Origin of the sequence: Allochromatium humboldtianum, assembly GCF_013385175.1 — a bacterium.
In the GTDB taxonomy this organism is placed as follows: domain Bacteria; phylum Pseudomonadota; class Gammaproteobacteria; order Chromatiales; family Chromatiaceae; genus Thermochromatium; species Thermochromatium humboldtianum.
This window is the reverse complement of record NZ_JABZEO010000004.1, coordinates 211,046-236,693: the sequence shown is the minus strand read 5'-3', so window position 1 is coordinate 236,693 and position 25,648 is coordinate 211,046. Positions and strand designations below refer to the sequence as shown.

Genomic DNA, 25,648 nt, shown 5'->3' with positions numbered 1-25,648 from the left:
CGCTCCATCGATCGGTCGCGGTCAGGCCGTGAAGACTTCAGACCGCACGGCCATGCTCGACCCGCAGCGCGCGTCCGGTCAGCCCGCGTCCCTCGGGGCCGAGCAACTGCACATAGGCGTCGGCTACGGTCGCCGGATCGGGGTGACTGTTGGGATCTTCGCCCGGATAGAGGCTGGCGCGCATCGCGGTGCGCAGGACGCCGGGATCGAGGCTGTTGACGCGGATGCGGCCGGATTCGCGGGTCTCTTCGGCCAGTACCTGCATCAGACCCTCGATGCCGAACTTGGCGGCGGCGTAGGCGCCCCAGTAGGCCAGACCCTGACGTCCGACCCGGTCGGCGGTGAAGACGATGGAGGCGTCCTCGGCCAGACGCAGCAGCGGCAGACAGGCCTGGGTGAGCATGAAGGGCGCGTTGAGGTTGACCCGGATCACCCGCTCCCATTCGGAGGCGTCATAGTCGTCGATGCGGCTCAGAAAGGGCGCGGAAGCGGCGCAGTGGACCAGACCGTCGAGCCGCCCGAAGGTGTCGCCGATGACGTTGGCGGCGGCGATGAAGTCGGACTCGGTCGCCGTCTCCAGATTCAGCGGCAGGATGGCCGGCTCGGGATGACCGGCGTCGAAGATCTGGTCGTAGACCGGCTCCAGATCGGCCTGATCGAAGGACGACAGGATGACGGTCGCGCCCTCGGCGGCACAGGCCAGTGACACGGCGCGTCCCAGTCCTTCCAGGGCGCCTGTGACGAGGATGACGCGGTCCTGGAGCCGACCGCCGTTGGAATTCGAGGATTGATCAGTGGACATGCGTGTTTTCAGTGTTCAGTCGTCGGTTCGGTGATCGGTGGTCAATCGTTGCGATCGGCTTCGTAATCGAGCCAGTCGAGCAGTTGCATGGGGTGCTCGATCATCCCGTGCGCGCCCCAGGCGCGTGGATCGTCGTCCGGTCCCAGATAGCCGAAGAGCGCGGCGAGCGTGCCCATGCCGGCGGCCAGTCCGGCCTGGATGTCGCGCTCGGCATCGCCGACGTACCAGCCGCGCTCGGGCGCGACGCCCAGGAGATCACAGGCATAGAGCAGCGGATCCGGATGCGGCTTGGGACGCGGCGTGGTGTCGCCGCAGACCAGACAGGCCACGCGCTCCAGGAAACCGAGCCGCTCCAGCAGGGGTTCGGCCAACGCGGTCGACTTGTTGGTGACGATGCCCCAGGGCAGACCGCGCGCCTCCAGCGTGTCGACCAGCTCGACCATACCCGGAAAGGGCGCGGTCCGGTCGACCAGGGCGCTCTCGTAGATGCGCAGATATTCGCGGCGCAACGGCTCATAGTCGGCATCCTCGGGCGTGAGTCCGAAGCCGACCCGGAGGATGCCGGGCGCCCCGTGCGAGGCATGGGGCCGCACCCGCTCGAAGGGCAGGGGAGGGCGCCCGTGACGACGCATGAGCCTGTCGAGCGCGGCGGCCATGTCGGGCGCGGTATCGGCGAAGGTGCCGTCGAGATCGAAGAGCACGAGAGCATCGCGCGGCGGACGCGGATCAGCCATGGGTGTCGCGCACACAGGTCACGAGATAGTTCACGTCCAGATCGTGCGGGTCGAGCCGGTAGACCTGGGTGAGCGGGTTGTAGACCATGCCGGTCATATCCGTGGTGCGCAGCGGCGTCGGACGGATCCAGGCATCCAGCTCCGACGGGCGGATGAAACGCGAATAATCATGGGTGCCGCGCGGCAGCATGCGCATGATGTACTCGGCCCCGACCACGGCCATCAGATAGGACTTGGGATTGCGGTTGAGCGTCGAGAAGAACACCCGACCGCCCGGACGCACCAGCCGCGCACAGGCGTCGACCACCGAGGCCGGGTTGGGCACGTGTTCGAGCATCTCCATGCAGGTGACGATATCGAAGGCGCCCGGCTGCTCCAGCGCCAGGGTCTCGACCGGCACGCGCCGGTACTCGACCTCCACGCCGCTCTCGAGCGTATGGAGTTCGGCCACGCGCAACGGCATGTCGCCCATGTCAATGCCCATGACCTGAGCGCCGCGCAGGGCCATGCCTTCGGAGAGGATGCCGCCGCCGCAGCCGACGTCGAGCACGCGCTTGCCGGCCAGCCCGCCGGCGCCGCGCTCGACATAGTCCAGGCGCAGGGGATTGATGTCGTGGAGCGTCTTGAACTCGCTGTGCGGATCCCACCAGCGCGAGGCCAGGGCCTCGAACTTGCTGATCTCGGCGTGATCGACGTTGTGATGCTGTTCGGTCATGGTGTCTGTTTGAGAGTCCGATGCTGTCTTTGAGGATGACGACATTCTAAACCGCTTGGCCGGTATTCTTGCTGCCGATCCTGGTAGAATCCTCGCTCGCGTGGGCCGAGACCCGCGTTCAAAACGAAATCCAAGCCGCTCACACTGGAGGATCGATACACATGTCCGCACTCTTTTCCGATGGTTGGATGAAGCAACTCATGGAAGCCTGGAACAATGAACCCGAGGTGTGCGACAAGCTCGCCGAGATCGACTTCAACTCGGTCATCACCTGCGGCTTCAAGGACGAGGAAAATCCGCGCGGTGTATTCGTGGTCGAGAAGGGCGTCTGCGTGCGTGCGGGAGACTGGTCCGAGAGCGATCCGGCCCCGAACTGGGACATGCGCGCCGATCTGAAGGATTGGCTCAAGTGGGTCGAGAACGGCATCGGCATGATGGGCATGGGCACGGCCTTCGCCACCGGCAAGCTGAAGTTCAAAGTGGGTGACTACAAGGCCATCATCAAGGATCCGCGCATGGCCAATCCCTTCGTCAAGAGCTTCGGCCTGATGCAGCAGCTCGACACCGACGAGATCAAGTGATCGAGCCGTTTCGCTCCGATCCGTCCCTGGAGCCCGCCGCCCGGCGGGCTCTTTCGTTTCAGGTCTTGATCGCGAGCCTGTCGTTGGGCTTGCCGAACAGATAGCCCGGATCGCGCGGCTCGAAGCAGCAATGGGCCGGAGTTCTTCGCGCCGTGCGGCTGTGTCATGTGCGTGTGAATCATGGCATCATGCTCGCCGAATTCATCCCAGTTCAATGCGCAATCGAGACGGGTTCCGATCCATGACCGATCCAGAGATTCAGGACATCCAGGCTTACATGACCGACCTCGGCCGACGCGCGCGTGCGGCCTCGCGCCGGTTGGCACGGGCGAGCACGGCGGCCAAGAATGCGGCGCTGCTGGCGATCGCCGAGCGGCTGGACGCCGAGCGCGCGACCATCGCCGCAGCCAATCGGCACGATCTGGAGGCTGGAGCGGCCAAGGGTCTGGACGCGGCGTTGCTCGATCGGCTCGAACTGACGCCGGGGCGCATCGATGCCATGATCGAGGGCGTGCGTCAGGTCGCGGCCCTGCCCGATCCGGTCGGAGCCATCACGGATCTCGACTATCGTCCGAGCGGCATCCAGGTCGGACGGATGCGCGTTCCGCTCGGCGTGGTCGGCATCATCTACGAATCTCGGCCCAATGTCACCGCCGACGCCGCCGCGCTCTGTCTCAAGTCGGGCAATGCCACGGTGCTGCGCGGCGGCTCGGAGGCCTTCGAGTCCAACCAGGCGATCGCGCGCTGCATCCAGGCCGGTCTGGCGAGCGCCGGACTGCCCGAGGATGGCGTCCAGGTCGTGGCCACGACCGACCGTACCGCCGTGGGCGCCATGATCACCATGCCCGAGTCGATCGACGTCATCATCCCGCGCGGCGGCAAGGGGCTGATCGAGCGCATCAGTCGTGAGGCGCGGGTGCCGGTCATCAAGCATCTCGACGGCATCTGTCATGTCTACATCGATGAGCACGCCGATCTCGACAAGGCGTTCGCCATTGCGATGAACGCCAAGACCCAGCGCTACGGCACCTGCAATACGATGGAGACGCTGCTGGTCGATGCGCCCGTGGCGGCGGCCATCCTGCCCCGGCTCGCGGCGGCCTATCGCGACAAGGGCGTGGAACTGCGCGGCTGTCCACAGACCCTGGAACTCATCGCCGACGCCATCCCGGCAACCGATGAGGATTGGGACACCGAGTATCTGGCGCCCGTCCTGTCGATCCGTGTGGTCGAGGGGCTGGACGCAGCCATGGATCACATCGCCCTGCACAGCTCGGCCCATACCGAAGCCATCGTCACCGAGGACTATTCGCGCGCACGGCGTTTTCTGCGCGAGGTCGATTCGAGTTCGGTCATGGTCAACGCCTCGACACGCTTCGCCGACGGCTTCGAATATGGTCTGGGCGCCGAGATCGGCATCAGTACCGACAAGTTCCATGCGCGCGGGCCGGTCGGGCTGGAAGGGCTGACCTCGGTGAAGTTCGTGGTGCTGGGTGACGGCGAGGTGCGCGGCTGAGCCGTTTCGAGGCTCGACAAGGCCCGATCGGGCGGTTAAGAATGCGACTGTCAGCGCCGCCCGCGCCCGCCGACCGAGAACGCCGTGTGGCCGAGCGCGCTCGAATGCCGGTCAGTGACCCGAATCGACAATAACAGCCTTAGGAGGAGTCTTGCCATGGCACGTATCCTGATACTCGGAGCCGGTATCTCCGGCCATACGACCGCCCGCTATCTGGGCAAGTGGGTGGGCAAGCAGCACCAGATCACCGTGGTCTCGCCCAATTCCAAGTGGAACTGGATTCCATCCAACATCTGGGTGGGCGTGGGTGAAATGACCGAGCGCCAGGTCACCTTCGAGCTGGCGCCCGTCTACAAGAAGATCAACGTCGGTTTCCGGCAGGCACGCGCCGTCTCGATCCATCCCGAGGGCGGCAGCGGGCACGAGAGTCCCTTCGTCACCATCGAGTACACCGATCCTGCCCGAGTCGGCCAGAGCGACGAGATCGAATACGATTATCTGGTCAATGCCACCGGCCCCAAGCTCAACTTCGACGCCACCCCAGGGTTGGGGCCGGAGAAGGGCTACACCATGTCGGTCTGCACCCCGTCCCATGCGCTTGAGGCCAACGAGCAGCTCCAGAAGTGCGTCCAGGAGATGAAGGCCGGCGCGCGCAAGACCTTCGTCATCGGCACTGGACATGGCATGTGCACCTGCCAGGGCGCGGCCTTCGAGTACATCTACAATGTCGATCACGTCCTGCGTGAGGCCGGCGTGCGCCATCTGGCGCGCGTGGTCTGGATCAGCAACGAGTACGAACTCGGTGACTTCGGCATGGGCGGCGTGCACATCACCCGTGGCGGCTATCTGACCAACGGCAAGGTCTTCGCCGAGTCGCTGATGGTCGAACGCGGCCTGGAGTGGATCACCCGCGCGGCCGTCACCAAGGTCGAGCCGGGCAAGATCCATTACGAGCAGCTCGATGGCAGTGTCCACGAGCTGGAGTTCGATTTCTCCATGCTCATCCCGCCCTTCTCGGGCGTGGGACTCAAAGCCTATGACAAGTCCGGGGGCGACATCACCGAGCAACTCTTCGCGCCCAACGGCTTCATGAAGGTCGACGCCGACTACAATCCCAAGCCCTTCGAGGAATGGAGCAAGGCCGACTGGCCGAAGACCTATCAGACCCCGAAGTACAAGAACATCTTCGCCATCGGCATCGCCTTCGCCCCGCCGCATCCGATCAGCAAGGTGATGAAGAGTCCGAGCGGTCTGCAGATCAGCCCGACGCCGCCGCGCACCGGCATGCCTTCGGCGACCATCGGGAAGGCCGTGGCCGAGAACATCCGCGATCTGCTCAATGGCGCGACCACGCTGTCGCACACCGCCTCGATGGGTGAGATGGGCGCGGCTTGCGTGGCCTCGACCGGGATGGATCTCTTCAAGGGCACGGCGGCGACCATGACCGTATTCCCGGTCGTGCCGGACTACGAGACCTATCCCGAGTACGGACGCGACATGGATCTGACCTTCGGTGAGATCGGCCTGGCCGGACACTGGATGAAATACCTTCTGCATCATGTCTTCATCTACCAGGCCAAGCTGCGCCCGGGCTGGTCGGTGCTGCCCGACTGAGTCTCTCTCCCAGTGCGCCGGGGCCTGGAGTCGGTACGATCCCGGACTCCGGCGCGTGCATCCCGAATCGAGCGAGGAACGACGACGATGCCCGCCAAGAACAAAGAACCCTATCAGCAAGCCTATTATCCGCCGGTCCCGACCGGTTTCACGCGCTATATGCGCCAGTCCATTCCATGGCAGTTCATTCGCTTCTGGATCATCAACTTCAAGATCTTCAAGCTGTTGATGAAGTCGCACAACTGATGGCGGATCGGCGGAGCGCCGGGCGCTCCGTTTCGACCTGGGCGTCGATGCCGTCAGCGATCCGGGTGCGCGCATGATCGGTCTGCTCGGCGGCACCTTCGACCCCATCCATTTCGGCCATCTGCGCGCGGCCCTGGACTGTCTCCAGGGGCTCGCGCTCGATCAGGTTCGCTTCATCCCGCTGCGGATCGCCGTCCATCGTCCGCAGCCGCTGGCGAGCACGGCGCAGCGGCTGGCGATGCTGGAGGCCGCACTCGCCGACGCGCCGGGTTTCGTGCTCGATCGACGCGAGCTGCATCGGGACGGTCCTTCCTATACACTGCACACCCTGCGCTCGCTCCGTGACGAGTTCGGTCCCGAACGCCCGCTCTGTCTGCTGATCGGCGCCGATGCCTATGCGGGTTTTCTCCACTGGTATCGTCCGCTGGAGATCCTGGAGCTGGCGCATCTGGTGGTCATGCGTCGGCCCGGACATGATCCGGTCGCCAGTCCCGCCCTGCGACAGCTCTATCTGGAACGGGTCTGCGAGGAGCCGCGCTGTCTGGCGGCCCGAGCGGGCGGACGCATCCTGTTCCAGACCCTGACCCAACTCGACATCTCATCGACACGCATCCGCGAACTCATCGCCCAGGGACGCAGTCCACGCTATCTGCTCCCCGATGCCGTGCTCGACTACATCGAGCGCGAGCGGCTCTATGCGCCGACCGAACCGGCGCGCCCGTGCCAACCGCCTCATCCGAACGTCTAGGCCGTACCAAAGACACCCCTTTTCCCCGAATACAGAGGATTCCATGCAGCTCGATCAACTCAAACAACTGGTTCTCGACACGCTCGACGATATGAAGGCCCGCGACATCCAGGTGCTGGACGTGCGCGGCAAGACGGCCGTCACCGATTTCATGATCATCGCGTCCGGCACCTCGGACCGCCATGTCAAGGCCATCGCCGAGACCGTCGCCTTTCGCGCCAAGGACGCCGGCGAGACCCCGCTCGGCACCGAAGGACTGACCGAGGGCGAATGGGCGCTGGTCGATCTCAATGGGGTCGTGCTCCATGTCATGCTCCCGAAGGTGCGTGACTTCTACGGCCTCGAACGCCTGTGGTCGGCGCCGGCGCCTGTGGCCGCACCGCGTCTGGCGGTCGTTTCGGCCTGAGAGCCAAGCGTCATGCCATCGTCCGACTCAGCATCGTTCGAACGACGCCCGGTCATTGCGCTGGTGGCGGCGATGGACGAGGCGCGCGTGATCGGCCGCGACAACGCGCTGCCCTGGCGCCTGCCGGCGGATCTGGCGCACTTCAAGGCGCTGACGCTCGACAAGCCCATCCTCATGGGGCGCAAGACCTGGGAGTCGCTGCCGGGTCTGTTGCCGCGCCGCCGGCATCTGGTCGTCTCGCGTGATCCCGGCTATCGCGCCGAGGGCTGCGAGGTCTTCGGTTCGCTGGAGGCCGCGATCGGCGCCGTCGACGAACCCGAGCTGATGATCGTCGGTGGCGCCTCGATCTATGCGCAGGCACTGCCCCTGGCCGACCGACTCCATTTGACGATCGTGCAGACACAGGTCGCGGGCGATACGTGGTTTCCGGCCTGGAATCCGGCCGAGTGGAATGAAGTCGCGCGCGTCGAGCGCCCGGCCGATGAGCGCAACGCCTTCGCCATGACCTTCGTGGATCTGATTCGCCGCTGAGTCTGTCAGTCCCGCTCAGGTTGCAGATGACCTGCACACTCGATCTGGATCGGCTCCAGCGGTTCGCTGTCGAGCCGTAGCGCCGTGAGCGCACCGCCCCAGAGACAGCCGCTGTCGATCGCCCAGACGTTCTCGCCGCTCCAGTAGCCCAGCGCCGACCAGTGGCCGAAGACGATGCGGTCCTGACGGGTGCGCCGGCCCGGAACCTGGAACCAGGGCAGCAAGCCCGGCGCCTGACTGCCGATCTCGCCCTTCTCCTTGAGCGCCAGTGTGCCGTCGGGCGTGCAGAAGCGCAGCCGGGTCAGGACATTGGTGATGAAGCGCAGCCGCTCGATACCGCTGAGATCGGGCGACCAGCGTGCCGGCTCGTTGCCGTACATGGCGTGCAAGAACTCGGAATAGTCGTCGGAACGCAGCACGGTCTCCAGCTCGCGCGCGCAGGCCAACGCTTCGGCCAGATCCCATTGCGGCGGCAATCCGGCATGGACGAGCGTCAGGCCCAGGTCCGGGTCGTGATGCAGCATGGGCTGGCGGCGCAGCCAGTCGAGCAGCTCGTCGCGATCCGGCGCGCGCAGGATCGCACCCAGGGTGCTCTTCTTGGAATGCTTGGCATTGCCGGCGGCCACGGCCAGCAGATGCAGATCGTGATTGCCCAGCACCACGATGGCCGAGTCGCCGAGCGCGCGCACCCGGCGCAACACGGCCAGCGATTCCGGACCGCGATTGACCAGATCACCGGCGAACCAGAGCCGGTCGCCGGCCGGATCGAAGTCGAGACGATCGAGCAGACGCTCGAGTTCGGCGTGGCACCCCTGGAGGTCGCCGATGGCGTAGATGGACATCTGGATGTCGACTCCGCGAACCGATGGACTCAATGCAGCCGAGTCGAGGTCAGTGAAAAGGCCGGAATCTGTGCCTGAAAGCTGGTTCCATCATCACCGACCATTCCGTAGTGACCGTGCATACTGCCGAGCGGTGTCGGAAGCACGGCGCCGCTGGTGTATCTGAAGGCCTCGCCCGGTCGCAGATGCGGCTGCTCACCGACCACGCCCTGGCCGCGCACTTCCTGCACCTGCCCATTGGCGTCGGTGATGATCCAGTGGCGGTCGAGCAGTCGCGCCGGCTTGGCGCCACGGTTCTCGATTGTGATGGCGTAGGCAAAAACGTAACGCTCCTCTTCCGGTGAGGATTGATCGGGTTGATACTGACTCTGGGCCGAGATCGCGATGAGATAGTCGCTCAAGGTGGTCTCCTGGATGACGGGCGCTGGATCGACGCATGATATACCGGTCTGGCGTATTTCGGAGTCCGATCCGACCGTCGACCTTGTCGCATTTTGAGATGCTTGTAGAATATTGCTGAAAACTTACTTGAGATTCAGGGGCAGTTGGATGATCTACAGGAAGCGGCTTCATCGCAGGCCCGATCCGCTCATTGTGCTGATGTTCTTCGTCATCGTGGGTCTGTGCGCCACCATCAGCTATCAGCTGATCGCCTGCGCGCCGGTCGATCGCGGTGAGATCGCGGTTCAGTCGCCGCAGGCCAGCGCCATCGGTGGCTGATCCCATCACGCGAGCCTGTCCGTCGGTCCACGCCGGCGCAGCCTCGCCTTCCGGATGAGTCCAATGTCACTCGATACCCAGGACAACAGATTGAGGGTCGCCGTGATCGGCGTCGGCTATCTGGGCCGGTTCCACGCCCTCATCTATTCGCGCCTGCCCGAGGTCGAACTCGTCGGCGTCGTCGACAGCGACGCCGAGCGTGCGGCCTCGGTCGCCGCCGAGGCCGGCTGCGCGGCCCATACGCACAGCGACGCACTGCTCGACCGGGTCGATGCCGTCAGTGTCGTGGTGCCCACGACCGCGCATCTGGCCGCCGCCGCGCCCTTCCTCGAACGCGGCATCCCGGTGCTGCTCGAAAAGCCCATCGCCGCCACGCGCGAGGAGGGCGCCGAGATCGTGCGTCTGGCCCAGCGGCATGGCGCCATCCTCCAGATCGGCCATGTCGAGCGCTTCAACGCCGGTGTCATGGCGCTCGCCCATCGCATCCGCGCACCGCACTATATCGAGGCCCAGCGCATGGGCAGCTTCGTCGAGCGTGCGACCGATGTCGACGTGGTCTCGGATCTGATGATCCACGACCTCGACATCATCCTGTCGCTGGTCGATGCCGAGATCCGCCACATCTCGGCCATTGGCGCCTCGATCCTCACCGAACACGTCGACATCGCCAATGCCCGGCTGGAGTTCGACAACGGCGCGGTCGCCAACGTGGTCGCCAGCCGGGTCTCGGATCAGACGACGCGGCGTATCCGGGTCTTCCAGTCCGGGCGCTATCTGTCGCTCGATTTCGTCAAGCAGACCCTCGACCTAGCCGAACCGCGCCCGGTCGAGGGCGGCGCGCGCCCCACGATCGTGCGCGAGCGGCTCCAGATCGACCCCATCAAACCGCTGGACCTGGAATTGGCCGAGTTCGTGCGCGTGGTGCGCGAGGGCGGGCGGCCACTGGTCGACGGCCGGACAGGGCTCAGGGCACTCGAAGTGGCTTTGGAAGTCCGCGACCGCATCGCCGCCTCCGGTCTCTGAGCGTCCGGCGTCTCAGAGACGGTCGGCGAGGATCTCGATCAGACCTGGGTGACTGCCGACGAGCGGTGAAACCTCGATGCGCAGGGGCGGGAATCGCGCATCGATCCGGGCGCGTATCTGGGCGATGTCGCCCTCCGGTCCGGCGTGTCGGCCCGCAGAGAGGAAGAGCATCGAGAGCAGGATCGGCGTCGCGCGATCCGCCTCGGCCAGACGGCTCAGCACCTCTTCGAGCAGCGGGCCGTTGAAATCGTACTCAGACTCAGGGCGGCGCTCCATCACCGCCTCCTCCAGCCGCACGCCCGGGCCGAGCCGCTCGGCCAGTTCGAGCGCCAGCCGGCGGCGCACTGCCGTGACTTCAGGGATCGGCGAGCCATGATCCACCAGCACCACGCGCCTCGGCTCGATGGCCGCGCGCTCTGCGGCGGCGGCGAGATTGTCGGCCAGGATCTCGACCAGACGCGGCTCGCCCGCCGGCAGCGGGCAGAGTTCGGGCGCGATCTCGAGCCGGAAGGGGCCGAGTTCGGCGACGACCTCGGCGGCGAGTTCCGGAACGAACCGGGTCAGTGCCCGGCTGGGACCGAAGAAGAGCGGCAGGAGACGCAGATCGCGCACGCCTGCGCCGACCAGACGTCTGAGCGTGGGCGCCAGGATCTCGGCCGGGCGTCCGTCGAGCCGTTCGGCCGGCACACGATCGGCGTGCAGCAGCGAGACGGGGCGGACCGGCTCACCGACGCGCTCGGCGAGCCGCTCGGCGATCCGGCGCAGGTTCAGCGTCGAATCCGGACGGCTCGAACCATTGTCGATCAGCAGGAGCGAGCGCATGGCCCGGCGACCTAGCCCGGCGGATTGGCGGGTGGTTTGGGGCGCGCCCAGGCGCCTGTGTCCAGGGTGACGGCCATCCGGGTCGGTGTGGGCGCACGGCGCTGTCCTTCGGGGCGCGTGAGGATCCAGAGCGCGACCAGGGTCAGGATCCCGCCGACCAGCAGGATGAAGGGCCAGCGCGGGGTCGCGAGCGCGATCCAGATCACCAGACTGCCGGCCATGCCGACGACGGCGGCGGTCTTGCCGGTGCGGCAGATCTCACCCTGCTCCAGGAAGCGGCGGATGGACTCGCCGAAGTGCGGATGCTCGATCAGGAAGCGGACGCGGTGCGGCCGACTTCGCAGCCACAGCCAGGCGGCGCAGATCCAGAACACCGTCGTCGGCATCAGGGGCACCACCATGCCGACGAATCCGAGTCCGAAGCAGATCCAGGCCAGGACGTTGTAGACATGATGACGGCGACGCGCATTCGGTGCCGCGTCCGCCGTCGGATCTTGATTGCTGGTTCCCATGATCGGCCCTCTGCGGTTCAGGGGCGCGATTATAGTCCGTTTCGGTCAGCAATTCCCCTGTCCCGAGTGCGCCTCTCAGCGATGGATGCCGTGGTCGGCCAGCCACTTGACGTCGAGCTCCCAGTCGACGCTCTTGACGCCCGGCTGGGCGAGCATCAGGCCCATGGCGCGCTTCTGGTGATCGATGAGATCCTGTTGGGCCGCGATCATCTCCGGGTCGTCCTGGGCCTTGCCCGCGAGCTTGGGATGGATGACCTGCAGGAAGCTGTAGGCGGGGAAGTCGGGCGAACGCGGGGTCGAGATCACGGCCACGCCATCCCGGAAGTCGCGTAGCCGGAACTGATAGGGGTAGTCAGCGAGTTGCGGGTCCGAGGTCAAGACCTCGCCCAGGTTCCAGACCTCGGGCTTCCAGGTCGACTTGGCCCAGAAGAAGAGGGCGGCGATCAGGATGGCGCCGAGCAGCAGGCTATAGTTACGTGTAAAACGGTCCATGGATGGGTATGCTCTTGGGCAGCGTTGGTCAGGAATCAGGTCGTAAGCATGGACCGAGCACACCACAAAACCCATGAAAATCGTCAATTATGGATCTCGACTATGCGCAAGTCCCATCCGGTCGTCGGTACCCAGGCCACCATTCTCATCGCCGATCTGCGCGGTTTTTCGACCTTGATGGATTCGGTCGCGCCGACGCTGATGGTCGAGCTGCTCGATCGATTCTTCGGGCTCATGGCCGGGATCGTGGACCGGCATGGCGGTCTGGTCGACAAGCTCATGGGCGACTCGATCATGGCCGTCTTCGGTGTGCCGACACGCCGCGCCGACGATCTGATCCGCGCCCTGAACTGCGCCGTCGAGATGCAGCTGGGCATGATCGATCTGAATCGTCGCAGCGAGACGCTCGGCGAGCCGCGCCTCTACGCCGGCATTGCGTTGAGTACGGGCGACGTCATGGCGGGGTGTTTCGGATCGGACGTCTACAACGAGTACACGGTCATCGGCACACCCGTGAATCTGGCCTCGCGCATCGAGGGCTATGCGCTACGCGGCCAGATCCTGTTGAGCGAGGCGACCTTTCGCGCCGCCGGTCATGCCATCCAGGTCGGCAATGTCAACGAGGTCCAGGTCAAGGGTCGCTCCACGCCCGTGATGCTCTACGAGCTCAAGGCTGTCAAGGAGCCGCGAATGCTGCGTGTCCCGACCATCGAGATCCGCAAGACGCCGCGCATCCTGGTCGATTTCCCGGTCGTCTTCCAGCGCGTCGATGACAAGCGTATCCTGCCCGAGCGTTTCGTCGGTCAGGTCAACGACATGGGATACTTCGGGCTGTGCGTGGATCTGCCCATGGCCCTGCCGCCGTATTCCGAAGTATTGATGTCGCTCGCGCCCGAATTCGGCCTGGATGGACCGCTCGAGGTCTATGCCCGCGTCCTGCGCTCGCTGCCGAACAGGGACAGGTTTCGGACCAACCTCCAGTTCACGACCATCGACACGCCCGGCCATCGCAGAATCAAACAGTATGTCGACCATATCCTGTGGGGAAGCTGAGCGAGCCGACGGATACCGGGATCGGTTCGATTGAGACTGAGCCTGCTTGTCGCCTATACTGCCGCCTTGAACCCATCTCGCGGCCATCCGGCCCGTTCGCAAGGAAACCCAGCATGAGGAGAATTCTTCCGGCCCTGATCGCCTTGTCGTTGGGTGGAGCGCCACTGCCGTCACTGGCGGAGGATCTGCTCCAGATCTATGACATGGCCGTGGTCAGTGATCCCACGCTGCGCGAAGCCGAGCAGACGCTGTTCGCTACGCGCGAGGTCAAGCCCCAGGCGCGCTCGCTGCTCCTGCCGAGCCTCAGCCTCCAGGGCGACGCCAACTTCTACGATCTCGATTCGCGCGGCGGATCGGTCGGCGATCGCAATGAGCGTTACGACACCCAGCAGATCCAGGCCGTCGTCAGCCAGAGCCTCTACAACCGCGCCAACTGGATGACGCTCCAGCAGGCCGACAACGTCATCGCCCAGGCCGAGGCCCAATATCGCAATGCCCAGATCGACCTCATGGTCAGGATCACCCAGGCGTATTTCGACGTGCTGCGCGCCGCCGATGCGGTGACCGTGCGCGAGGCGCTGGTGCGCGCCGACGAGCGTCAACTGGAGCAATCCAAGCAGCGCTTCGAGGTCGGTCTGGTGGCCATCACCGACGTCAACGAGAGTCAGGCCGCCTACGACAAGTCGCGCGCCGATCTGATCAACGCCAAGAATCAACTCGGCAACGCCTGGGAGGCGCTGCGCACCATCGTGGGACCGATCAGCGTCCCCCTGGCGCGTCTCGGCGAGAAGCTGCCGCTGTCTCCACCCGAACCCAATGACATCGCGGCCTGGGCGGGAACCGCCCTCAGGTCCAATTACGGCATCCTGGCGGCGATCGAATCGGTCAATGCCGCCAAGGCCACCATCGAGATCGAGCGCTCGGGCCATTTACCCAGGCTCGACTTGCAGGCCGGCTATGACGTCTCGCGCTCGGATGCCCAGTTTGGCTCGGATTCCGAGACCGGATTCGTGGGACTGTCGCTGAACGTCCCGATCTTTCAGGGCGGCGCCGTGACATCCAAGACCCGCGAGGCCGGTTACAACTACCGCGCCGCCCAGGACCGTCTCGATCAGGTGCGGCGTCAGGTCGACCAGCAGGCCAAGGATGCCTTCCGCGGCATCCTCTCCAGCATCGAGGACGTCAAGGCGCGGCAGGCGGCCATCGTCTCGGCGCGTTCGGCGCTCGAATCGACCCAGGCCGGACTCGAGGTCGGCACCCGCACCCAGGTCGATGTGCTCAACGCCCAGCGCAATCTGTTCCAGGCCGAGTTCGACTACATGAGCGCCCGCTACGACTACATCATCAACGGCATCAAGCTCCATCAGGCCACCAGCACCCTGAGCCGTGATGTCATGGCCAAGGGCAATGCCTGGCTGAATCCTGGCGACACCGTCCCGCCGCCGGCCTACTGACCATGTCGGGTAACAGCTTCGGCAAAAACTTTGTCGTCACCACCTTCGGTGAGAGTCATGGCCCGGCGCTCGGCGGTATCGTCGACGGCTGTCCGCCCGGTCTGGAGCTGACGGCGGCGGATCTACAGCACGATCTCGACCGGCGCAAGCCGGGACAGTCACGCCACACCACCCAACGGCGTGAGTCCGATCGGGTCGAGATCCTCTCCGGCGTCTTCGAGGGTCGCACCACGGGTACGCCGATCGGACTCCTGATCCACAACGAGGATCAGCGCTCGCACGACTATTCCGAGATCGCCGAACGCTATCGTCCAGGCCACGCCGACTACAGCTACGAGCAGAAATACGGCGTGCGCGACTATCGCGGCGGCGGGCGCTCCTCAGCGCGCGAGACCGCGATCCGGGTCGCCGCCGGGGCCATTGCCAAGAAGTATCTGGCCGAGCGGCTCGGCATCCGCATTCGCGGTCATCTCTCGCAGCTCGGTCCCTGGCGTCCGCGCGGTTTCGATTGGGAGCAGGTCGAGCACAATCCCTTCTTCTGGCCCTGTGCCGAGACGGTGCCGGAGCTGGAGGCTTACATGGATGCATTGCGCCGGTCGGGCGACTCGATCGGTGCGGCCGTGACCGTGGTCGCCTCGGGCGTGCCGACCGGACTCGGTGAACCGATCTTCGACCGGCTCGACGCCGACATCGCTCATGCACTCATGAGCATCAATGCCGTCAAGGGCGTGGAGATCGGCGCCGGCTTCGCCTGTGTCGAGCAAAAGGGCACGGAACACCGCGATCCCATGACCCCCGAGGGCTTCCTGTCGAACAATGCCGGCGGCATCCTCGGCGGCATCTCCACGGGGCAGGACATCGTCGCCCGCATCGCGCTCAAGCCGACCTCCAGCATCCGGCTGCCGGGCCGGAGCATCGACCGGCATGGTGCGGCGGTCGAGGTCGTCACCACGGGGCGTCACGATCCCTGTGTCGGCATCCGCGCTACGCCCATCGCCGAGGCCATGCTGGCGCTGGTGCTCATGGATCACACCTTGCGTCATCGCGCACAGAACGCTGAGGTCGTGCCGCCGATCCCGGCGATTCCGGCCGAGCCGCGTCCCAACTCCTGATCCGGCTTCCTGGCCCCGCCGACTCGGACCGATCCGGTTCGGGAGGCGGGGTTGGGCGCGTTTCATCCAGCGAGCCGCCCCATGCCGTACTGGCGTCTGTCGAGCTATTACCTGTTCTATTTCGCCTCGCTCGGGGCGCTCGTGCCCTATTGGGGGCTCTATCTCCAGGACGCCGGATTCGAGCCGCTCGCCATCGGGGTGCTGATGGCGATCCTCACAGGAACCAAGATCGTGGCCCCCGTGGTGTGGGGGCACATCGTCGATCACACCGGACGACGCATGCAGGTGGTGCGACTCGGCTCAATACTCGCCGTGCTGGGTTTTGCGACCCTCTATGTCACGGACGGCTTCTGGGGTATGGCCCTGACCCTGTTGCTGTTCAGCTTCTTCTGGAACGCCTCGCTGCCGCAGATGGAGGCTCTGACCTTCAACCATCTGCGCGAGCGCCCGACCCGCTATGCCCTGGTGCGCGTCTGGGGGTCGGTGGGGTTCGTGCTGGTGGTGGTGGCGCTGGGGCTGGCGCTGGAACACGGGTCGCTGGCTCAGGTGCCGGTGTGGGTGCTGCTCTTGACGGTCGGGATCTGTCTGACAACCTTTGTGGTACCGGACAGTGCGCCCGGTCAGACCGCGCCGTCCGCCGTGTCGCTGCGCGCGCTGTTGCTTCAACCGAGCGTGCTGGCCTTCTTTGGCGCCTGCTTCCTGATGCAGCTGAGTCACGGCATCTACTATGCCTTCTATTCCATCCATCTGGAGGCGGCCGGTTATTCGAGCACGGCGGTCGGCTGGCTGTGGGCGCTGGGCGTCATCGCCGAGGTGCTGATCTTTCTGGTCATGCATCGCCTGCTGGAGCGCTTCGGCGCGCGGCGTGTCCTGCTCTGGAGTCTGGCGCTCGGCGGCGTGCGCTGGATCCTGATCGGGGGCTTCGTCGACCAGCCGGTCGTGATGTTCGCCGCTCAGTGGCTCCATGCCGCGACCTTCGGCACCTTCCATGCCTCGGCGATCCATCTGGTCCATCATGTGTTTCCCGGGCGCACCCAGGGACGCGGTCAGGCGCTCTACAACAGTCTGAGCTTCGGCGCCGGCGGGGCGGCCGGAAGTCTGATCGGCGGTCTGCTGTGGGCCGATGCGGGTCCGGCCATTACCTTCGGACTCGGCGCTATGGCGGCGACAGTCGCTTGGTTCGTCGCCTGGCGCTGGATGAACGCGGCGCTATATCGGCATTGAGCGATGGAGCGCTGTGGCTAGGCTGGATGTAATGGGCTGGCATTCCGTTCACATTTTTCGCAGTGGCCGAACCCGTCGCCGGCCGCCGCCCGGCGAATTCAATGGCCTTCCGTAGGGGGGCGGGCTGTGTCTGCGGGGCATCGGACAACCGCCAAGCTTATCCTTACTTTTTATGGGGATAGGTTCTAGGCGCTGTTGTGGTTCAACTCAGATCGATGGACATCTCGGTCGCCCCCGCGCGCGCGCCGAACACGCGAATGTCCTCGCGGATCCGCTCTCGGCAGGTCACGCCCAAAGCCTCACAATCCCCTTGCATGACGACGCTCAGGCGCAGATCCGGCTCGTGCAGACAGAGACACAGCCGCAGTTCGATGCGGGCGCGATCGTGGGGCGGTTTCAGCCGCAGGTCCAGCGTCAGCTCGAACGAGGTGGTCGCCAGACGCGGGCGCCGTGTCCAGACGCTCATCAGGACGCAGTTCGGATCCTGGCAGCGGCGACGCAGCGCATAGGCCAGCTCGCGATCACAGAAGACACCGACGGTGCGCTCGATCTCGGTCAGGTGACGCTGAGCCTCGCGCAGCCGTTGCGGCGCTTCGACCGCGTTGTGAATCTGCCGGCGCATCACGCGCCGCAGACGGTCGAAGGACTTGGGTAAAGTCCCGCTATGGAAGCCGCGTCGCAGAAAGCCGCGCAGTGTCTCGCCATGCCCGCCGACGATGGCCGGCTCGATCGGAACCAGCGTCAGATGCTCGCGCCGCACGGCATAGAGTCCCGGCTTGACGTCCACTTCGTTCGTCGCGCGCGAATGATTGGCGGCATAGATCTTCCAGTTCTCCTTCAGCTCCCAGACCAGAAAACCCGCCAGCCCCGGCAGCAACAGCACGGTGAGCGTGACGAAGGGAATGGCGATCCATTTCGGCAGGACCGGAGCGAGCATCTCGACCATGATCGAAGTGATCAGGGGCAGGAAGGGCAGCATCAGCTTGTGGGCGATGGTGACGAGCGGAAAATGCTTGATCGGGTTGATCTGCGGCTCCACCAGGACCGTGACGTAGAACTGGATCAGCCATTCCAGCACGCGCCACACCGGCACCAGCAGCGCCTTGAGCGCCAGCGCGATCCAGGACTCCCCGAGATGATGGCTCAGACGTTCCTCGATCCGGTGCAGCCCCTGCTGGAAGCGCCGCGTGACCTCCTTGAAGAACAGCATCAGCTCCTGGATCAGCCCGATCACCAGGGTCTGGTTGAGCCGGCGCAGAAACTGACCGCCGGCACTGACGAGGTCGTCGAACAGACGCCGTCCGCCGGGCGTATTGCGGATGAGCACGCCCAGCATCAGCGTCAGCGCGGCCAGCGAGAGATTCAGATCGATCAGGCCGCCCTCGATGAGACTGGCCAGACCGATGACCGGCAGCATCAGGAGCGTCCCGCTCAGGAAGGGGCGGAGCAGATTGCGGTCCAGTCCCCGTATCAGCTCGGTCTCCAGGATCCGTTTGACCGGGGGCCAGCGCAGAAAGCGTCTGAGACCATCGAACAGGAGCAGTCGCAGCGTCCACCAGACCACGCGCAGAAAGACCCGCACGCCGATGCGCCCGGCCCGGGTGTAGGCCAGGGCGTTGATCAGGAGTCCGAGTCCCAGGATCAGCCAGAGGCTGGTCAGATTGAAGGTCGCCTCCAGGGTCGGCAGGATGCCGATGAGGACGTCGAGCGTCTTGAGACCGAGAAAGGCCAGTCCGACCGGAAGAATCAGATGGCGTAGCGCCAGCCGGCCCTGGGGGGTGCCGAAGAGTGGCGCACCGAGTCGTTGCAGGCCCTTGATGTAGATCTCGCCGGGGCGATAGAGACCGGGCAGGGCGCGCTCGGCGCTGCGATCGAAATGCGCCAGCCGGTCGCCGGAGCGCCATTCGTCGAGCGTGAGATCGGGCAGACGCAGCAGGTTGCGCGCCACGATGTCGCGCACGTCGGTGAACTTGAGATGACGCCGGTGCTCGATGACGTCCAGCAGTTCGCGCAGCAGCTTGTTGAAGGCGACCTCCTCGCGATGGGTGCGAGGGGTGAACCCGGCCTCTTCCAGGGTGCGCTTGAGGTGTGGCTTGAGCTGGTGCTCCAGATGCTCGGTGATGCGCCCGGAGAGTGCGCTCAGCGGGCGGCTGAAGCGCTCCGCCTCCTCGGTGGGCCAGCCCAGCAGTTCCAGGCGATTCTGGACGGTGTCGAGCAGGCGCAGCGCCTTGAGATCGGCCTGGAAGGGCAGGATCTGGCGCACCGGAACGCGCCCGCGCGCGCGCAGCCAGCCGATGAGGCTGAGCTGATAGTAGGTGGCGCGACTCTCGATCAGCACGCGCTCCAGATCCCGGAACAGATCGAGCGCGACCGGCTCGCGATCGAGGATCGCGTCACCGAGCCGCTCGATCAGCGCCTTCAGATCACGACTCATGCCGGGATTGAGCTTCCACTGCGACGCCAGCCGGTTGGTCAGCGATTCCTCGGTGCCGCGATGGCGCTGGTCGATGAGCCACAGCACCCGGCTCGATTCGGCCGCGCCGGCGGCCCCCATGGACAGGAAGCGTCGCCGTGCCACGGCCAGATGGGCGATGGCGGCGGCATAGTGCTCGGCCCGATCGGCGTGCCGGGCGCGCCGGATGGCCAGGGTGAACAGCGGCAGAGAGAGCGCCAGGCGCAGACCGCGTGCCGGGGCCAGCGAATCACGATGCCGGAATCGGTTCGACAGGGCGAGCAGTGGATCCAGGACGATCGCGACCAGCGCCAGCGCCAGATCCTGAAGACGTGTCAGCCAATCGTGTCGACCTGGTTGCGGGGCCGGGTGGAACGCCGCCACGCACCTGTCCATGAACGTCCCCTGGATCTGGAACCCAGGCTGGAACAGCGGCCCCTCATGCGTAGCCGGCTCACGCTCGGGCGCGGGCGAATCCGGTCTGGCCGGGAGCACCCGTGCCGAGCGGTGGATCTCCAGATCCGAGTCCGATTTGCCGTAGGGAAACCCGGACGGCAGCAACGGCAGTCGGGTCGGATGTCCACAGCGCGGGTCGGGGCGGGACGCTTCGAGCAGTGCCGGGAGCGGTCCATCCAGGCTCGGCGGCGGCAGATCCAGACCGCTGTCGCGGATCCAGGCATCGAGCGCGCGCCAGTCATGGATGGCCGGAAAGAAATGACCGCGCGCACCCGGACTGAAGTAACGCAGCCGCATGACCAGCGCGACGAAGGCCCGGCAGACCCAGGTGTCGTCCAGCCCCATCGGCAGCACGCCATCGCGCGTGAGGACGTCGCGTACCTCGTCCAGGGCGACCTCGCCGATCAGCGCCCGCAGTCGCGCCGCTCCGAAGCGCGTGCCATCGGTATCGCGATCACGCGCCATCTGCCAGGCGCGCGCGATCTCGCCCTCGAAGCGACGCGCCCAATACTCGCGCAGCAGGCCGATGAAGGCCTCGTGCTCCAGGTGCAGATCCAGCGGGATCGGCAGCAGGATCACGTATTCGGGCAGGGCCAGCCCCTCGATGACCACCAGGGCCTCGGGATTCTCGTATTCCAGCGCGCTCAGGAAGTCCTCGCGCGACATGACGTGATAGCCGAGGCTGGGAATCGAGCCCGTGCAGCCAAAGGGTTCGAGATGCTCGGTGACTAGGCGTTCGAGTGCGCGCGGATGAAAGAGAAAGATGCCTTCGGCCGGCTTGAAGACGCTCGCACGAAATTCCTTCGCGGCGGACTCGGCGGTTGTCGGCGGCGGACGGGACATGGTTCCAGGCACTCGTCAACGAGGGATCGAGAGTCGCGCCGGCTGGACGATGGAATCATCGATTGGCGCCAGGGCGCTGTTCGGATAGGGAATCAGGGGTATAATCAATCGTTTTGAACCGACCAGCCACGGATTCCAATGGCGCTGCTCGCCATCATAGCACGCGCGAGCCGGACTCCGGATGGGTCACATTGCATTCATGGCCTCCCTTGGATAGCGAGCTCGCCCACTATGCACTACCGCGTCTTCTATCTCTTCGATCGGTCCGGTGACGCCATCTCCTCGGCCAGCGCCGTGGAGATGAGCGCCAGGGCCATCTGCGAGCAGCTCCTGCCGCGCCTTCAGACCGAAGACGACTATCTCGGTCTCATCGATACGCAGGAGAGCATCCTGCAGATCCTCTATGAACCGTCCGAGCACCGCTATTGGGTGGAACTGCCGGTCGATGCCGCCAAGGCCTCCTATGGTCGCTACATGGGGATCGACGCACTCAGGGAGTTCATCCTGACGCTGCCGGAGGTCTTCGAGCGCGAGGCCATTCCGGGTCTGGAGTACCGGCCCTGGTGACGGCGGTCTAGGGCGCCGCGCCGCCCGGCGGTCCCAGGGTGCCGCGCACCAGACGCACGCGCCCGTTCTGCGATTTGCCGGCCCGGAAGTATTGGCCGCTGAAGAAGCTCACCGACCAGGCGCGCTCCAGTCCGCCCGTGTCGACCGAGGACGACCAGAACAGGACCGAGGGCGTGTTGGGGAAGACCTGCGGATTGATCGCGGGGCCGTCGTGACATTTTTCGACGATGGTCAGGAGTTCCTCGCCGCTCGGCAGTCTCCAGTCACCCCCGGCCTTGCCCGCCAACTGCATGGCCTTGGTCCAGGGATGGCTGGCTGGACGCCCGACACAGCCGTTGGATTCGGCGTCCCAGCGCTGGCCGAATGCGCAGCGCTGCCATTCGAGCGTGGTGCGCTGGTGCCGGACCACGGCGCCGTCTTCCAGCAGACTGAACTCGGCCGAGGGCGTGGTCTCGATCTCGCCCTTCAGACAGGCGTCGGTCGCGGGCGGGATCGGTGTGTCCGGCTGTGCCCGGAGCTGGGCCGGGACGAAGTGGATGAGCAGGCTGACGGCCAGGGCCGTCCGTATTCGGTATCGCATGATCGCAAGGGGCCTGAATCTGGGTTAGGATCGGCGCCGGAATCTCCGGCTGAGTCAGGTTCGTGTATCCTTAAGGGCGAGAACGCGGCCAGTCTCGGCGTTCGGTAACGTCTCCAGCGAAATCCCGTCTCCTTCAACATCGCGCCTGAACGAGGAACCAAGGACTATGAACCAGCAGACCGCCATGGCCTCCGAGCCGGATGTCCCCGCCACCATCGCCTTTCCCGCCGGCATTCCAGGATTCGAGCATCTTCAGAGCTATCGTCTGACGTATTCCGACACGGATTCCGGGCGCGTCTACCGACTGCGCGCCGAGGGCGACGCGGAGATCGAGTTCACGCTGGTCGATCCGCGACTCTATGCGCTCAATTATGTGCTCGAACTCGACGACGAGGAACAGTCGTTGCTCCAGGCCGAGGATCCCGGGCAGGTGCTGGTGCTGCTCATGCTCTGGAAGGACGAGACTGCAAGCAGTGGCGTGCCGGGTCTGAACGCCAATATTGGCGGCCCTATCCTCATCAATGTCGTCAAGGGTTTGGGGATGCAGAAGATCATCGACAGTCCGCGCGTCGAACTCAGCATCTCGAACTGAAGCCGTCCGGGCCGGCCCAGGTTGCGGATTTCGAATGTCGCACTCGACCACTCGGGTTATTCTCCGCGCTCACTCGACACCGCGCGCTTCGTCATGAGCGCCCGGTGTCTTCCAACGCCGATAACGGAGCGCGATAGACCGTGAAGAATTTCCTGGAACTCATCAAGCATTGTCTGACCGAGGTGCATGAGCTCATGCCCTGGGATCTGGAGGAACGCATCCAGGCCAACCCGGAGCTGCTAATCGTCGACGTGCGCGAACCCGAGGAGTTCGCGGCCATGCACATCGAAGGCTCGATCAATGTCCCGCGCGGCATCCTGGAGTCGGCCTGCGAATGGGACTACGAGGAGACGGTCCCGGAACTGGTCCAGGCGCGCGAGCGCGAGATCGTCGTCGTCTGCCGCTCGGGCTATCGCAGTGTGCTGGCGGCGCATTCGATGAACGTGCTCGGTTACACCAACGTCGTCTCGCTCAAGACCGGACTGCGCGGCTGGAAGGACTACGAGCAGCCGCTCGTCGACGACGAAGGCCGGCCGGTCGATCTCGACGATGCCGACGTCTATTTCACCCCGCGCCTGCGCCCCGAGCAGCGCCGTCCCATCTGAATGTCCGCCTGTCCGCCATGCACGACCGTCCGACCGACAGCCAGCGTCACGCGATGATCGCGGTCGCCGCCTATTATCTGGCCGAGCGACGCGGCTTCGCGCCCGGCGGGGCCGAGGACGACTGGCGGCTGGCCGAGCAGACGATCGACGCCATGATCGCCGCTCGTCAGCTCACGGAGCAGACGGATGACGAGACGCGCGGACGGCTCATCCGCAATGCCCTGGTGCTCCAGGAGGCCGCCGGCGAGCGCGCGGCTTCAGCGACGCCCGATACCAACTCAGAGACCCCTCAGACTTGACCGACACCATGGAACATCGCGCCCGCAAACGCTTCGGCCAGAACTTTCTTCACGACCCGCTCGTCATCGACCGCATCCACGCCGCCATCGACGCCCGACCGGGCGAGCATCTGGTCGAGATCGGGCCGGGGCAGGGCGCCATTACCGAGCGGCTGTTGACGCGGGCCGGCGCGCTCGACGTCATCGAACTCGATCGTGATCTGATCGAACCGCTGCGCCGGCGGCTGGGCGGTCTGGGTGAGCTACGCATCCACAACGCCGACGCGCTCGATTTCGATCTGCGCACGCTCGTGGATTCCGCGAATCAGCCGGCCTCGCTGCGGCTCGTCGGCAATCTGCCCTACAACATCTCGACCCCGCTGCTGTTCCATTTCCTCGACCAGCTCGACGCGCTCCAGGACATGCACCTGATGCTGCAAAAGGAGGTCGTCGACCGCATCGTGGCCGATCCGGGCGACAAGACCTATGGACGGCTCTCGGTCATGATCCAGAGCCGCTGCGCGGCCACGAGCCTGTTTCGCATCGGTCCCGGTGCCTTCAGGCCCGCGCCCAAGGTCGAGTCGGCCTTTCTGCGTCTGCGTCCGCTGCGACCGCTCCCGTATCCCATCGACGACGCCAAACTCCATGAACGGATCGTCGCCGCCGCCTTCGGTCAGCGACGCAAGACATTGCGCAACAGCCTGTCCGGCGTCCTCGACCCGGAACGCCTCGAAGCGGCCGGCATCGACCCGAAACGTCGCGCCGAGGAACTGGACGTCGCCAGCTATGCGCGACTGGCGAATCTGGCTGCGGCGGCGACCGCTGGTTGAACGGACTCAAGCCGACCGTTCGTCAGCCGTTAAGGGGTGTATGCCCACCGTGCGCAGGAGCCGCCCCCCATGAGCATTCAAGCCCAGTTCTCGTCACTCGTCTCCAATAGCCTGACCCTCAGATCCCATACTCAGGTCGGCGCGCAGGCCGGTTCACCCTCCCTGCGCGAACCGGCCGGGGCGCTCTCCAGCCTTCAGGAGAAGGCGCTCGGCGCCATCGCCCGCGAGATTCCGGGCATGGATGTGTCCGGGCTGAAAAAACTCGATCCCAACGAATACACCCCCGAAAAGGTCGCTGACCGGATCACCAGCTTCGTCGCCATGGGTCTTGAGAACGCACGCGCACGCGGCAAGTCCGAGGAGGAGATCCAGGCCCTCTACGAGAGCGCGGTCAAGGGCGCGGAGCAGGGCTTCAAGGAGGCCAAGGACATCCTCTCCAATCTAAAGGTTCTGGAAGGCAATGTCGCCGAGCAGGTGGACGCGACTGAGAAGCTGACCTTCGAGGGTCTGGCCAAGCTGTCGCCGACTCAGCCCAAGACCGAGACGGAGGCGACCCAAGCCCCAAGTACGACCTCGGGCGTGGCGGTCGCCGAGCGTTATCAGCAGGCCGAGGACTTCAGCCTGAAGCTCAAGACCCGCGATGGCGACGAGGTCGAGATCAGCTTCAGCCGCAATTTCGAGGCTCAGGGACGCTTCGGCTTCTCACAGGACGGTGAGGGCAACAGTGCCGCCGTCCTGGACGTCAGCCAGTCCGAGAAGACAGGCTATGGGTTCAGCGTGAAGGGCGACCTGAGCGAAGACGAGCTGAAGGCCATCCAGACGCTGGTCCAGGATGTCGGCAAGCTGGCCAAGGACTTCTTCGGCGGTGACGTGCAGAAGGCCTTCGAGCAGGCGCCCGACGTCCGTTTCGACTCCTCCCAGCTCGCGTCCATGAACCTGACCATGAGCCGCTCCGAGAGCTACAGCGCGGCCCGGGTCTATGAAGGCACTCAGCGTCTGGAACAGCCTGAGTCGGTCCAGAACGCCGGCCGGCGTCTCGGTCATATGATGCGCGAGCTGCGCGACAGCTTCGAGCGTCCCGAGCTCGGCTTCCTGAGCCAGCCGGATCGCGCCGCCAGCGATATCATGCGCGGACTCGTCGAACAGGATGGCCGCTTCCAGCAGGCCAGCCCCGATCAGCAGGGACTCTACGAGCAGAACCTGAGCCAACTCCTGAACTCGATCACGCCTCCCCAAGAATCGGATGAAAACTTGATCTAACGCAGTGTGCAGGGACGGGGGAAATCGCGTAGGATCGA

At 65.3% G+C, this 25,648-nt stretch carries 29 protein-coding genes; 19 read left to right on the top strand and 10 right to left on the bottom strand.

Annotation, left to right across the window (positions count from 1 at the left end):
• Positions 1-37 precede the first annotated feature (37 nt).
• Genes HW932_RS07895 through ubiG form a run of 3 tightly spaced genes read right to left on the bottom strand, consistent with a single transcriptional unit; the run spans position 38 to position 2,251 of the window.
• Positions 38-802, bottom strand: a complete 765-nt coding sequence (locus tag HW932_RS07895; protein ID WP_176975943.1) for an SDR family NAD(P)-dependent oxidoreductase — start codon at positions 800-802, stop codon at positions 38-40.
• 41 nt (positions 803-843) lie between these two features.
• On the bottom strand, positions 844-1,536 hold the full coding sequence (locus tag HW932_RS07890; protein ID WP_176975942.1) for an HAD family hydrolase: 693 nt from the start codon (positions 1,534-1,536) through the stop codon (positions 844-846).
• Positions 1,529-2,251: a bifunctional 2-polyprenyl-6-hydroxyphenol methylase/3-demethylubiquinol 3-O-methyltransferase UbiG gene (gene ubiG, locus HW932_RS07885; RefSeq protein WP_176975941.1), complete on the bottom strand. Its 723-nt coding sequence runs from the start codon at positions 2,249-2,251 to the stop codon at positions 1,529-1,531. The genes HW932_RS07890 and ubiG overlap by 8 nt, the downstream gene beginning before the upstream one ends.
• Before the next feature lie 161 nt (positions 2,252-2,412).
• Here ubiG and HW932_RS07880 point away from each other — a divergent pair, with 161 nt between their 5' ends.
• The 7 genes from HW932_RS07880 to HW932_RS07850 all read left to right on the top strand — a co-directional run bounded on the left by HW932_RS07880 (position 2,413) and on the right by HW932_RS07850 (position 7,893).
• On the top strand, positions 2,413-2,832 hold the full coding sequence (locus HW932_RS07880) for an SCP2 sterol-binding domain-containing protein (protein WP_176975940.1): 420 nt from the start codon (positions 2,413-2,415) through the stop codon (positions 2,830-2,832).
• Positions 2,833-3,073: 241 nt separating this feature from the next.
• The gene (locus tag HW932_RS07875) at positions 3,074-4,348 is read left to right on the top strand and encodes a glutamate-5-semialdehyde dehydrogenase (protein WP_176975939.1); all 1,275 of its coding nucleotides are present in this window, start codon (positions 3,074-3,076) and stop codon (positions 4,346-4,348) included.
• A 156-nt stretch (positions 4,349-4,504) separates the two neighbouring features.
• The gene (locus HW932_RS07870; protein WP_176975938.1) at positions 4,505-5,962 is read left to right on the top strand and encodes an NAD(P)/FAD-dependent oxidoreductase; all 1,458 of its coding nucleotides are present in this window, start codon (positions 4,505-4,507) and stop codon (positions 5,960-5,962) included.
• Positions 5,963-6,049: 87 nt separating this feature from the next.
• Complete coding sequence (locus HW932_RS07865) at positions 6,050-6,208, top strand: hypothetical protein (protein WP_176975937.1); 159 nt, start codon at positions 6,050-6,052, stop codon at positions 6,206-6,208.
• A 73-nt stretch (positions 6,209-6,281) separates the two neighbouring features.
• A complete protein-coding gene (nadD, locus tag HW932_RS07860; protein ID WP_176975936.1) occupies positions 6,282-6,956 on the top strand; it encodes a nicotinate-nucleotide adenylyltransferase in 675 nt (224 codons plus the stop codon).
• 43 nt (positions 6,957-6,999) lie between these two features.
• Positions 7,000-7,362 (top strand): ribosome silencing factor, encoded by a 363-nt coding sequence (gene rsfS / locus HW932_RS07855; RefSeq protein WP_012971341.1) that lies wholly within the window; start codon positions 7,000-7,002, stop codon positions 7,360-7,362.
• A 12-nt stretch (positions 7,363-7,374) separates the two neighbouring features.
• Positions 7,375-7,893 carry a dihydrofolate reductase gene (locus HW932_RS07850; RefSeq protein ID WP_176975935.1) on the top strand — a complete coding sequence of 173 codons (519 nt, stop codon included), beginning with the start codon at positions 7,375-7,377 and terminating at the stop codon, positions 7,891-7,893.
• Between the two features lie 5 nt (positions 7,894-7,898).
• Here the strand turns inward: HW932_RS07850 and HW932_RS07845 are convergent, their stop codons facing one another.
• Together HW932_RS07845 and apaG are read right to left on the bottom strand one after the other, a co-directional pair.
• Positions 7,899-8,735 carry a symmetrical bis(5'-nucleosyl)-tetraphosphatase gene (locus tag HW932_RS07845; RefSeq protein ID WP_176975934.1) on the bottom strand — a complete coding sequence of 279 codons (837 nt, stop codon included), beginning with the start codon at positions 8,733-8,735 and terminating at the stop codon, positions 7,899-7,901.
• A 29-nt stretch (positions 8,736-8,764) separates the two neighbouring features.
• The gene (gene apaG / locus HW932_RS07840) at positions 8,765-9,136 is read right to left on the bottom strand and encodes a Co2+/Mg2+ efflux protein ApaG (protein WP_176975933.1); all 372 of its coding nucleotides are present in this window, start codon (positions 9,134-9,136) and stop codon (positions 8,765-8,767) included.
• A 148-nt stretch (positions 9,137-9,284) separates the two neighbouring features.
• Between apaG and HW932_RS07835 the strand changes: the two genes are divergently transcribed.
• Together HW932_RS07835 and HW932_RS07830 are read left to right on the top strand one after the other, a co-directional pair.
• Positions 9,285-9,455, top strand: coding sequence for a hypothetical protein (locus tag HW932_RS07835; RefSeq protein ID WP_222932272.1), 171 nt, complete (start codon positions 9,285-9,287; stop codon positions 9,453-9,455).
• Positions 9,456-9,518: 63 nt separating this feature from the next.
• On the top strand, positions 9,519-10,478 hold the full coding sequence (locus tag HW932_RS07830) for a Gfo/Idh/MocA family protein (RefSeq protein ID WP_176975931.1): 960 nt from the start codon (positions 9,519-9,521) through the stop codon (positions 10,476-10,478).
• A 12-nt stretch (positions 10,479-10,490) separates the two neighbouring features.
• Here HW932_RS07830 and HW932_RS07825 read toward each other — a convergent pair whose 3' ends face one another.
• The 3 genes from HW932_RS07825 to HW932_RS07815 form a co-directional block, all read right to left on the bottom strand.
• A complete protein-coding gene (locus tag HW932_RS07825) occupies positions 10,491-11,300 on the bottom strand; it encodes a sirohydrochlorin chelatase (protein WP_176975930.1) in 810 nt (269 codons plus the stop codon).
• 11 nt (positions 11,301-11,311) lie between these two features.
• Positions 11,312-11,812 (bottom strand): YbaN family protein, encoded by a 501-nt coding sequence (locus tag HW932_RS07820; protein WP_176975929.1) that lies wholly within the window; start codon positions 11,810-11,812, stop codon positions 11,312-11,314.
• 75 nt (positions 11,813-11,887) lie between these two features.
• Entirely contained in the window at positions 11,888-12,304 is a 417-nt protein-coding gene (locus HW932_RS07815; protein ID WP_176975928.1) for a hypothetical protein, read from the bottom strand.
• Between the two features lie 102 nt (positions 12,305-12,406).
• Between HW932_RS07815 and HW932_RS07810 the strand changes: the two genes are divergently transcribed.
• From HW932_RS07810 to HW932_RS07795, 4 genes are all read left to right on the top strand, one after another.
• Positions 12,407-13,357, top strand: coding sequence for an adenylate/guanylate cyclase domain-containing protein (locus HW932_RS07810; protein ID WP_176975927.1), 951 nt, complete (start codon positions 12,407-12,409; stop codon positions 13,355-13,357).
• Positions 13,358-13,470: 113 nt separating this feature from the next.
• Complete coding sequence (locus HW932_RS07805; RefSeq protein ID WP_176975926.1) at positions 13,471-14,811, top strand: TolC family outer membrane protein; 1,341 nt, start codon at positions 13,471-13,473, stop codon at positions 14,809-14,811.
• Positions 14,812-14,813: 2 nt separating this feature from the next.
• Complete coding sequence (aroC, locus tag HW932_RS07800; RefSeq protein WP_176975925.1) at positions 14,814-15,923, top strand: chorismate synthase; 1,110 nt, start codon at positions 14,814-14,816, stop codon at positions 15,921-15,923.
• An 81-nt stretch (positions 15,924-16,004) separates the two neighbouring features.
• Complete coding sequence (locus HW932_RS07795) at positions 16,005-17,147, top strand: MFS transporter (protein ID WP_176975924.1); 1,143 nt, start codon at positions 16,005-16,007, stop codon at positions 17,145-17,147.
• A gap of 202 nt (positions 17,148-17,349) precedes the next feature.
• On the opposite strand, the gene HW932_RS07790 is transcribed toward HW932_RS07795, so the two are convergent.
• A complete protein-coding gene (locus tag HW932_RS07790) occupies positions 17,350-20,898 on the bottom strand; it encodes a sulfite exporter TauE/SafE family protein (RefSeq protein ID WP_176975923.1) in 3,549 nt (1,182 codons plus the stop codon).
• A gap of 231 nt (positions 20,899-21,129) precedes the next feature.
• On the opposite strand from HW932_RS07790, the gene HW932_RS07785 reads away from it, so the two are divergent.
• Positions 21,130-21,465 (top strand): hypothetical protein, encoded by a 336-nt coding sequence (locus HW932_RS07785; protein ID WP_176975922.1) that lies wholly within the window; start codon positions 21,130-21,132, stop codon positions 21,463-21,465.
• A 7-nt stretch (positions 21,466-21,472) separates the two neighbouring features.
• Here HW932_RS07785 and HW932_RS07780 read toward each other — a convergent pair whose 3' ends face one another.
• On the bottom strand, positions 21,473-22,045 hold the full coding sequence (locus HW932_RS07780; protein ID WP_176975921.1) for an Lcl C-terminal domain-containing protein: 573 nt from the start codon (positions 22,043-22,045) through the stop codon (positions 21,473-21,475).
• Between the two features lie 166 nt (positions 22,046-22,211).
• Here HW932_RS07780 and fliW point away from each other — a divergent pair, with 166 nt between their 5' ends.
• The 5 genes from fliW (at position 22,212) to HW932_RS07755 (ending at position 25,610) form a co-directional block, all read left to right on the top strand.
• Complete coding sequence (fliW, locus tag HW932_RS07775) at positions 22,212-22,637, top strand: flagellar assembly protein FliW (protein ID WP_176975920.1); 426 nt, start codon at positions 22,212-22,214, stop codon at positions 22,635-22,637.
• A gap of 140 nt (positions 22,638-22,777) precedes the next feature.
• Entirely contained in the window at positions 22,778-23,242 is a 465-nt protein-coding gene (locus HW932_RS07770; protein WP_176975919.1) for a rhodanese-like domain-containing protein, read from the top strand.
• 17 nt (positions 23,243-23,259) lie between these two features.
• The gene (locus tag HW932_RS07765) at positions 23,260-23,541 is read left to right on the top strand and encodes a DUF2934 domain-containing protein (protein ID WP_176975918.1); all 282 of its coding nucleotides are present in this window, start codon (positions 23,260-23,262) and stop codon (positions 23,539-23,541) included.
• An 8-nt stretch (positions 23,542-23,549) separates the two neighbouring features.
• Entirely contained in the window at positions 23,550-24,350 is an 801-nt protein-coding gene (gene rsmA / locus HW932_RS07760; RefSeq protein ID WP_176976079.1) for a 16S rRNA (adenine(1518)-N(6)/adenine(1519)-N(6))-dimethyltransferase RsmA, read from the top strand.
• Between the two features lie 69 nt (positions 24,351-24,419).
• On the top strand, positions 24,420-25,610 hold the full coding sequence (locus tag HW932_RS07755) for a DUF5610 domain-containing protein (RefSeq protein ID WP_176975917.1): 1,191 nt from the start codon (positions 24,420-24,422) through the stop codon (positions 25,608-25,610).
• Positions 25,611-25,648 lie beyond the last annotated feature (38 nt).

Excerpts from the sequence above, each read along its gene's own strand:
- HW932_RS07895 (WP_176975943.1), bottom strand. The coding sequence starts at position 802 with ATGTCCACTGATCAATCCTCGAATTCCAACGGCGGTCGGCTCCAGGAC.
- HW932_RS07890 (WP_176975942.1), bottom strand. The coding sequence starts at position 1,536 with ATGGCTGATCCGCGTCCGCCGCGCGATGCTCTCGTGCTCTTCGATCTC.
- ubiG (WP_176975941.1), bottom strand. The coding sequence starts at position 2,251 with ATGACCGAACAGCATCACAACGTCGATCACGCCGAGATCAGCAAGTTC.
- HW932_RS07880 (WP_176975940.1), top strand. The coding sequence starts at position 2,413 with ATGTCCGCACTCTTTTCCGATGGTTGGATGAAGCAACTCATGGAAGCC.
- HW932_RS07875 (WP_176975939.1), top strand. The coding sequence starts at position 3,074 with ATGACCGATCCAGAGATTCAGGACATCCAGGCTTACATGACCGACCTC.
- HW932_RS07870 (WP_176975938.1), top strand. The coding sequence starts at position 4,505 with ATGGCACGTATCCTGATACTCGGAGCCGGTATCTCCGGCCATACGACC.
- HW932_RS07865 (WP_176975937.1), top strand. The coding sequence starts at position 6,050 with ATGCCCGCCAAGAACAAAGAACCCTATCAGCAAGCCTATTATCCGCCG.
- nadD (WP_176975936.1), top strand. The coding sequence starts at position 6,282 with ATGATCGGTCTGCTCGGCGGCACCTTCGACCCCATCCATTTCGGCCAT.
- rsfS (WP_012971341.1), top strand. The coding sequence starts at position 7,000 with ATGCAGCTCGATCAACTCAAACAACTGGTTCTCGACACGCTCGACGAT.
- HW932_RS07850 (WP_176975935.1), top strand. The coding sequence starts at position 7,375 with ATGCCATCGTCCGACTCAGCATCGTTCGAACGACGCCCGGTCATTGCG.
- HW932_RS07845 (WP_176975934.1), bottom strand. The coding sequence starts at position 8,735 with ATGTCCATCTACGCCATCGGCGACCTCCAGGGGTGCCACGCCGAACTC.
- HW932_RS07835 (WP_222932272.1), top strand. The coding sequence starts at position 9,285 with ATGATCTACAGGAAGCGGCTTCATCGCAGGCCCGATCCGCTCATTGTG.
- HW932_RS07830 (WP_176975931.1), top strand. The coding sequence starts at position 9,519 with ATGTCACTCGATACCCAGGACAACAGATTGAGGGTCGCCGTGATCGGC.
- HW932_RS07825 (WP_176975930.1), bottom strand. The coding sequence starts at position 11,300 with ATGCGCTCGCTCCTGCTGATCGACAATGGTTCGAGCCGTCCGGATTCG.
- HW932_RS07820 (WP_176975929.1), bottom strand. The coding sequence starts at position 11,812 with ATGGGAACCAGCAATCAAGATCCGACGGCGGACGCGGCACCGAATGCG.
- HW932_RS07815 (WP_176975928.1), bottom strand. The coding sequence starts at position 12,304 with ATGGACCGTTTTACACGTAACTATAGCCTGCTGCTCGGCGCCATCCTG.
- HW932_RS07810 (WP_176975927.1), top strand. The coding sequence starts at position 12,407 with ATGCGCAAGTCCCATCCGGTCGTCGGTACCCAGGCCACCATTCTCATC.
- HW932_RS07805 (WP_176975926.1), top strand. The coding sequence starts at position 13,471 with ATGAGGAGAATTCTTCCGGCCCTGATCGCCTTGTCGTTGGGTGGAGCG.
- aroC (WP_176975925.1), top strand. The coding sequence starts at position 14,814 with ATGTCGGGTAACAGCTTCGGCAAAAACTTTGTCGTCACCACCTTCGGT.
- HW932_RS07795 (WP_176975924.1), top strand. The coding sequence starts at position 16,005 with ATGCCGTACTGGCGTCTGTCGAGCTATTACCTGTTCTATTTCGCCTCG.
- HW932_RS07790 (WP_176975923.1), bottom strand. The coding sequence starts at position 20,898 with ATGTCCCGTCCGCCGCCGACAACCGCCGAGTCCGCCGCGAAGGAATTT.
- HW932_RS07785 (WP_176975922.1), top strand. The coding sequence starts at position 21,130 with ATGCACTACCGCGTCTTCTATCTCTTCGATCGGTCCGGTGACGCCATC.
- HW932_RS07780 (WP_176975921.1), bottom strand. The coding sequence starts at position 22,045 with ATGCGATACCGAATACGGACGGCCCTGGCCGTCAGCCTGCTCATCCAC.
- fliW (WP_176975920.1), top strand. The coding sequence starts at position 22,212 with ATGAACCAGCAGACCGCCATGGCCTCCGAGCCGGATGTCCCCGCCACC.
- HW932_RS07765 (WP_176975918.1), top strand. The coding sequence starts at position 23,260 with ATGCACGACCGTCCGACCGACAGCCAGCGTCACGCGATGATCGCGGTC.
- rsmA (WP_176976079.1), top strand. The coding sequence starts at position 23,550 with ATGGAACATCGCGCCCGCAAACGCTTCGGCCAGAACTTTCTTCACGAC.
- HW932_RS07755 (WP_176975917.1), top strand. The coding sequence starts at position 24,420 with ATGAGCATTCAAGCCCAGTTCTCGTCACTCGTCTCCAATAGCCTGACC.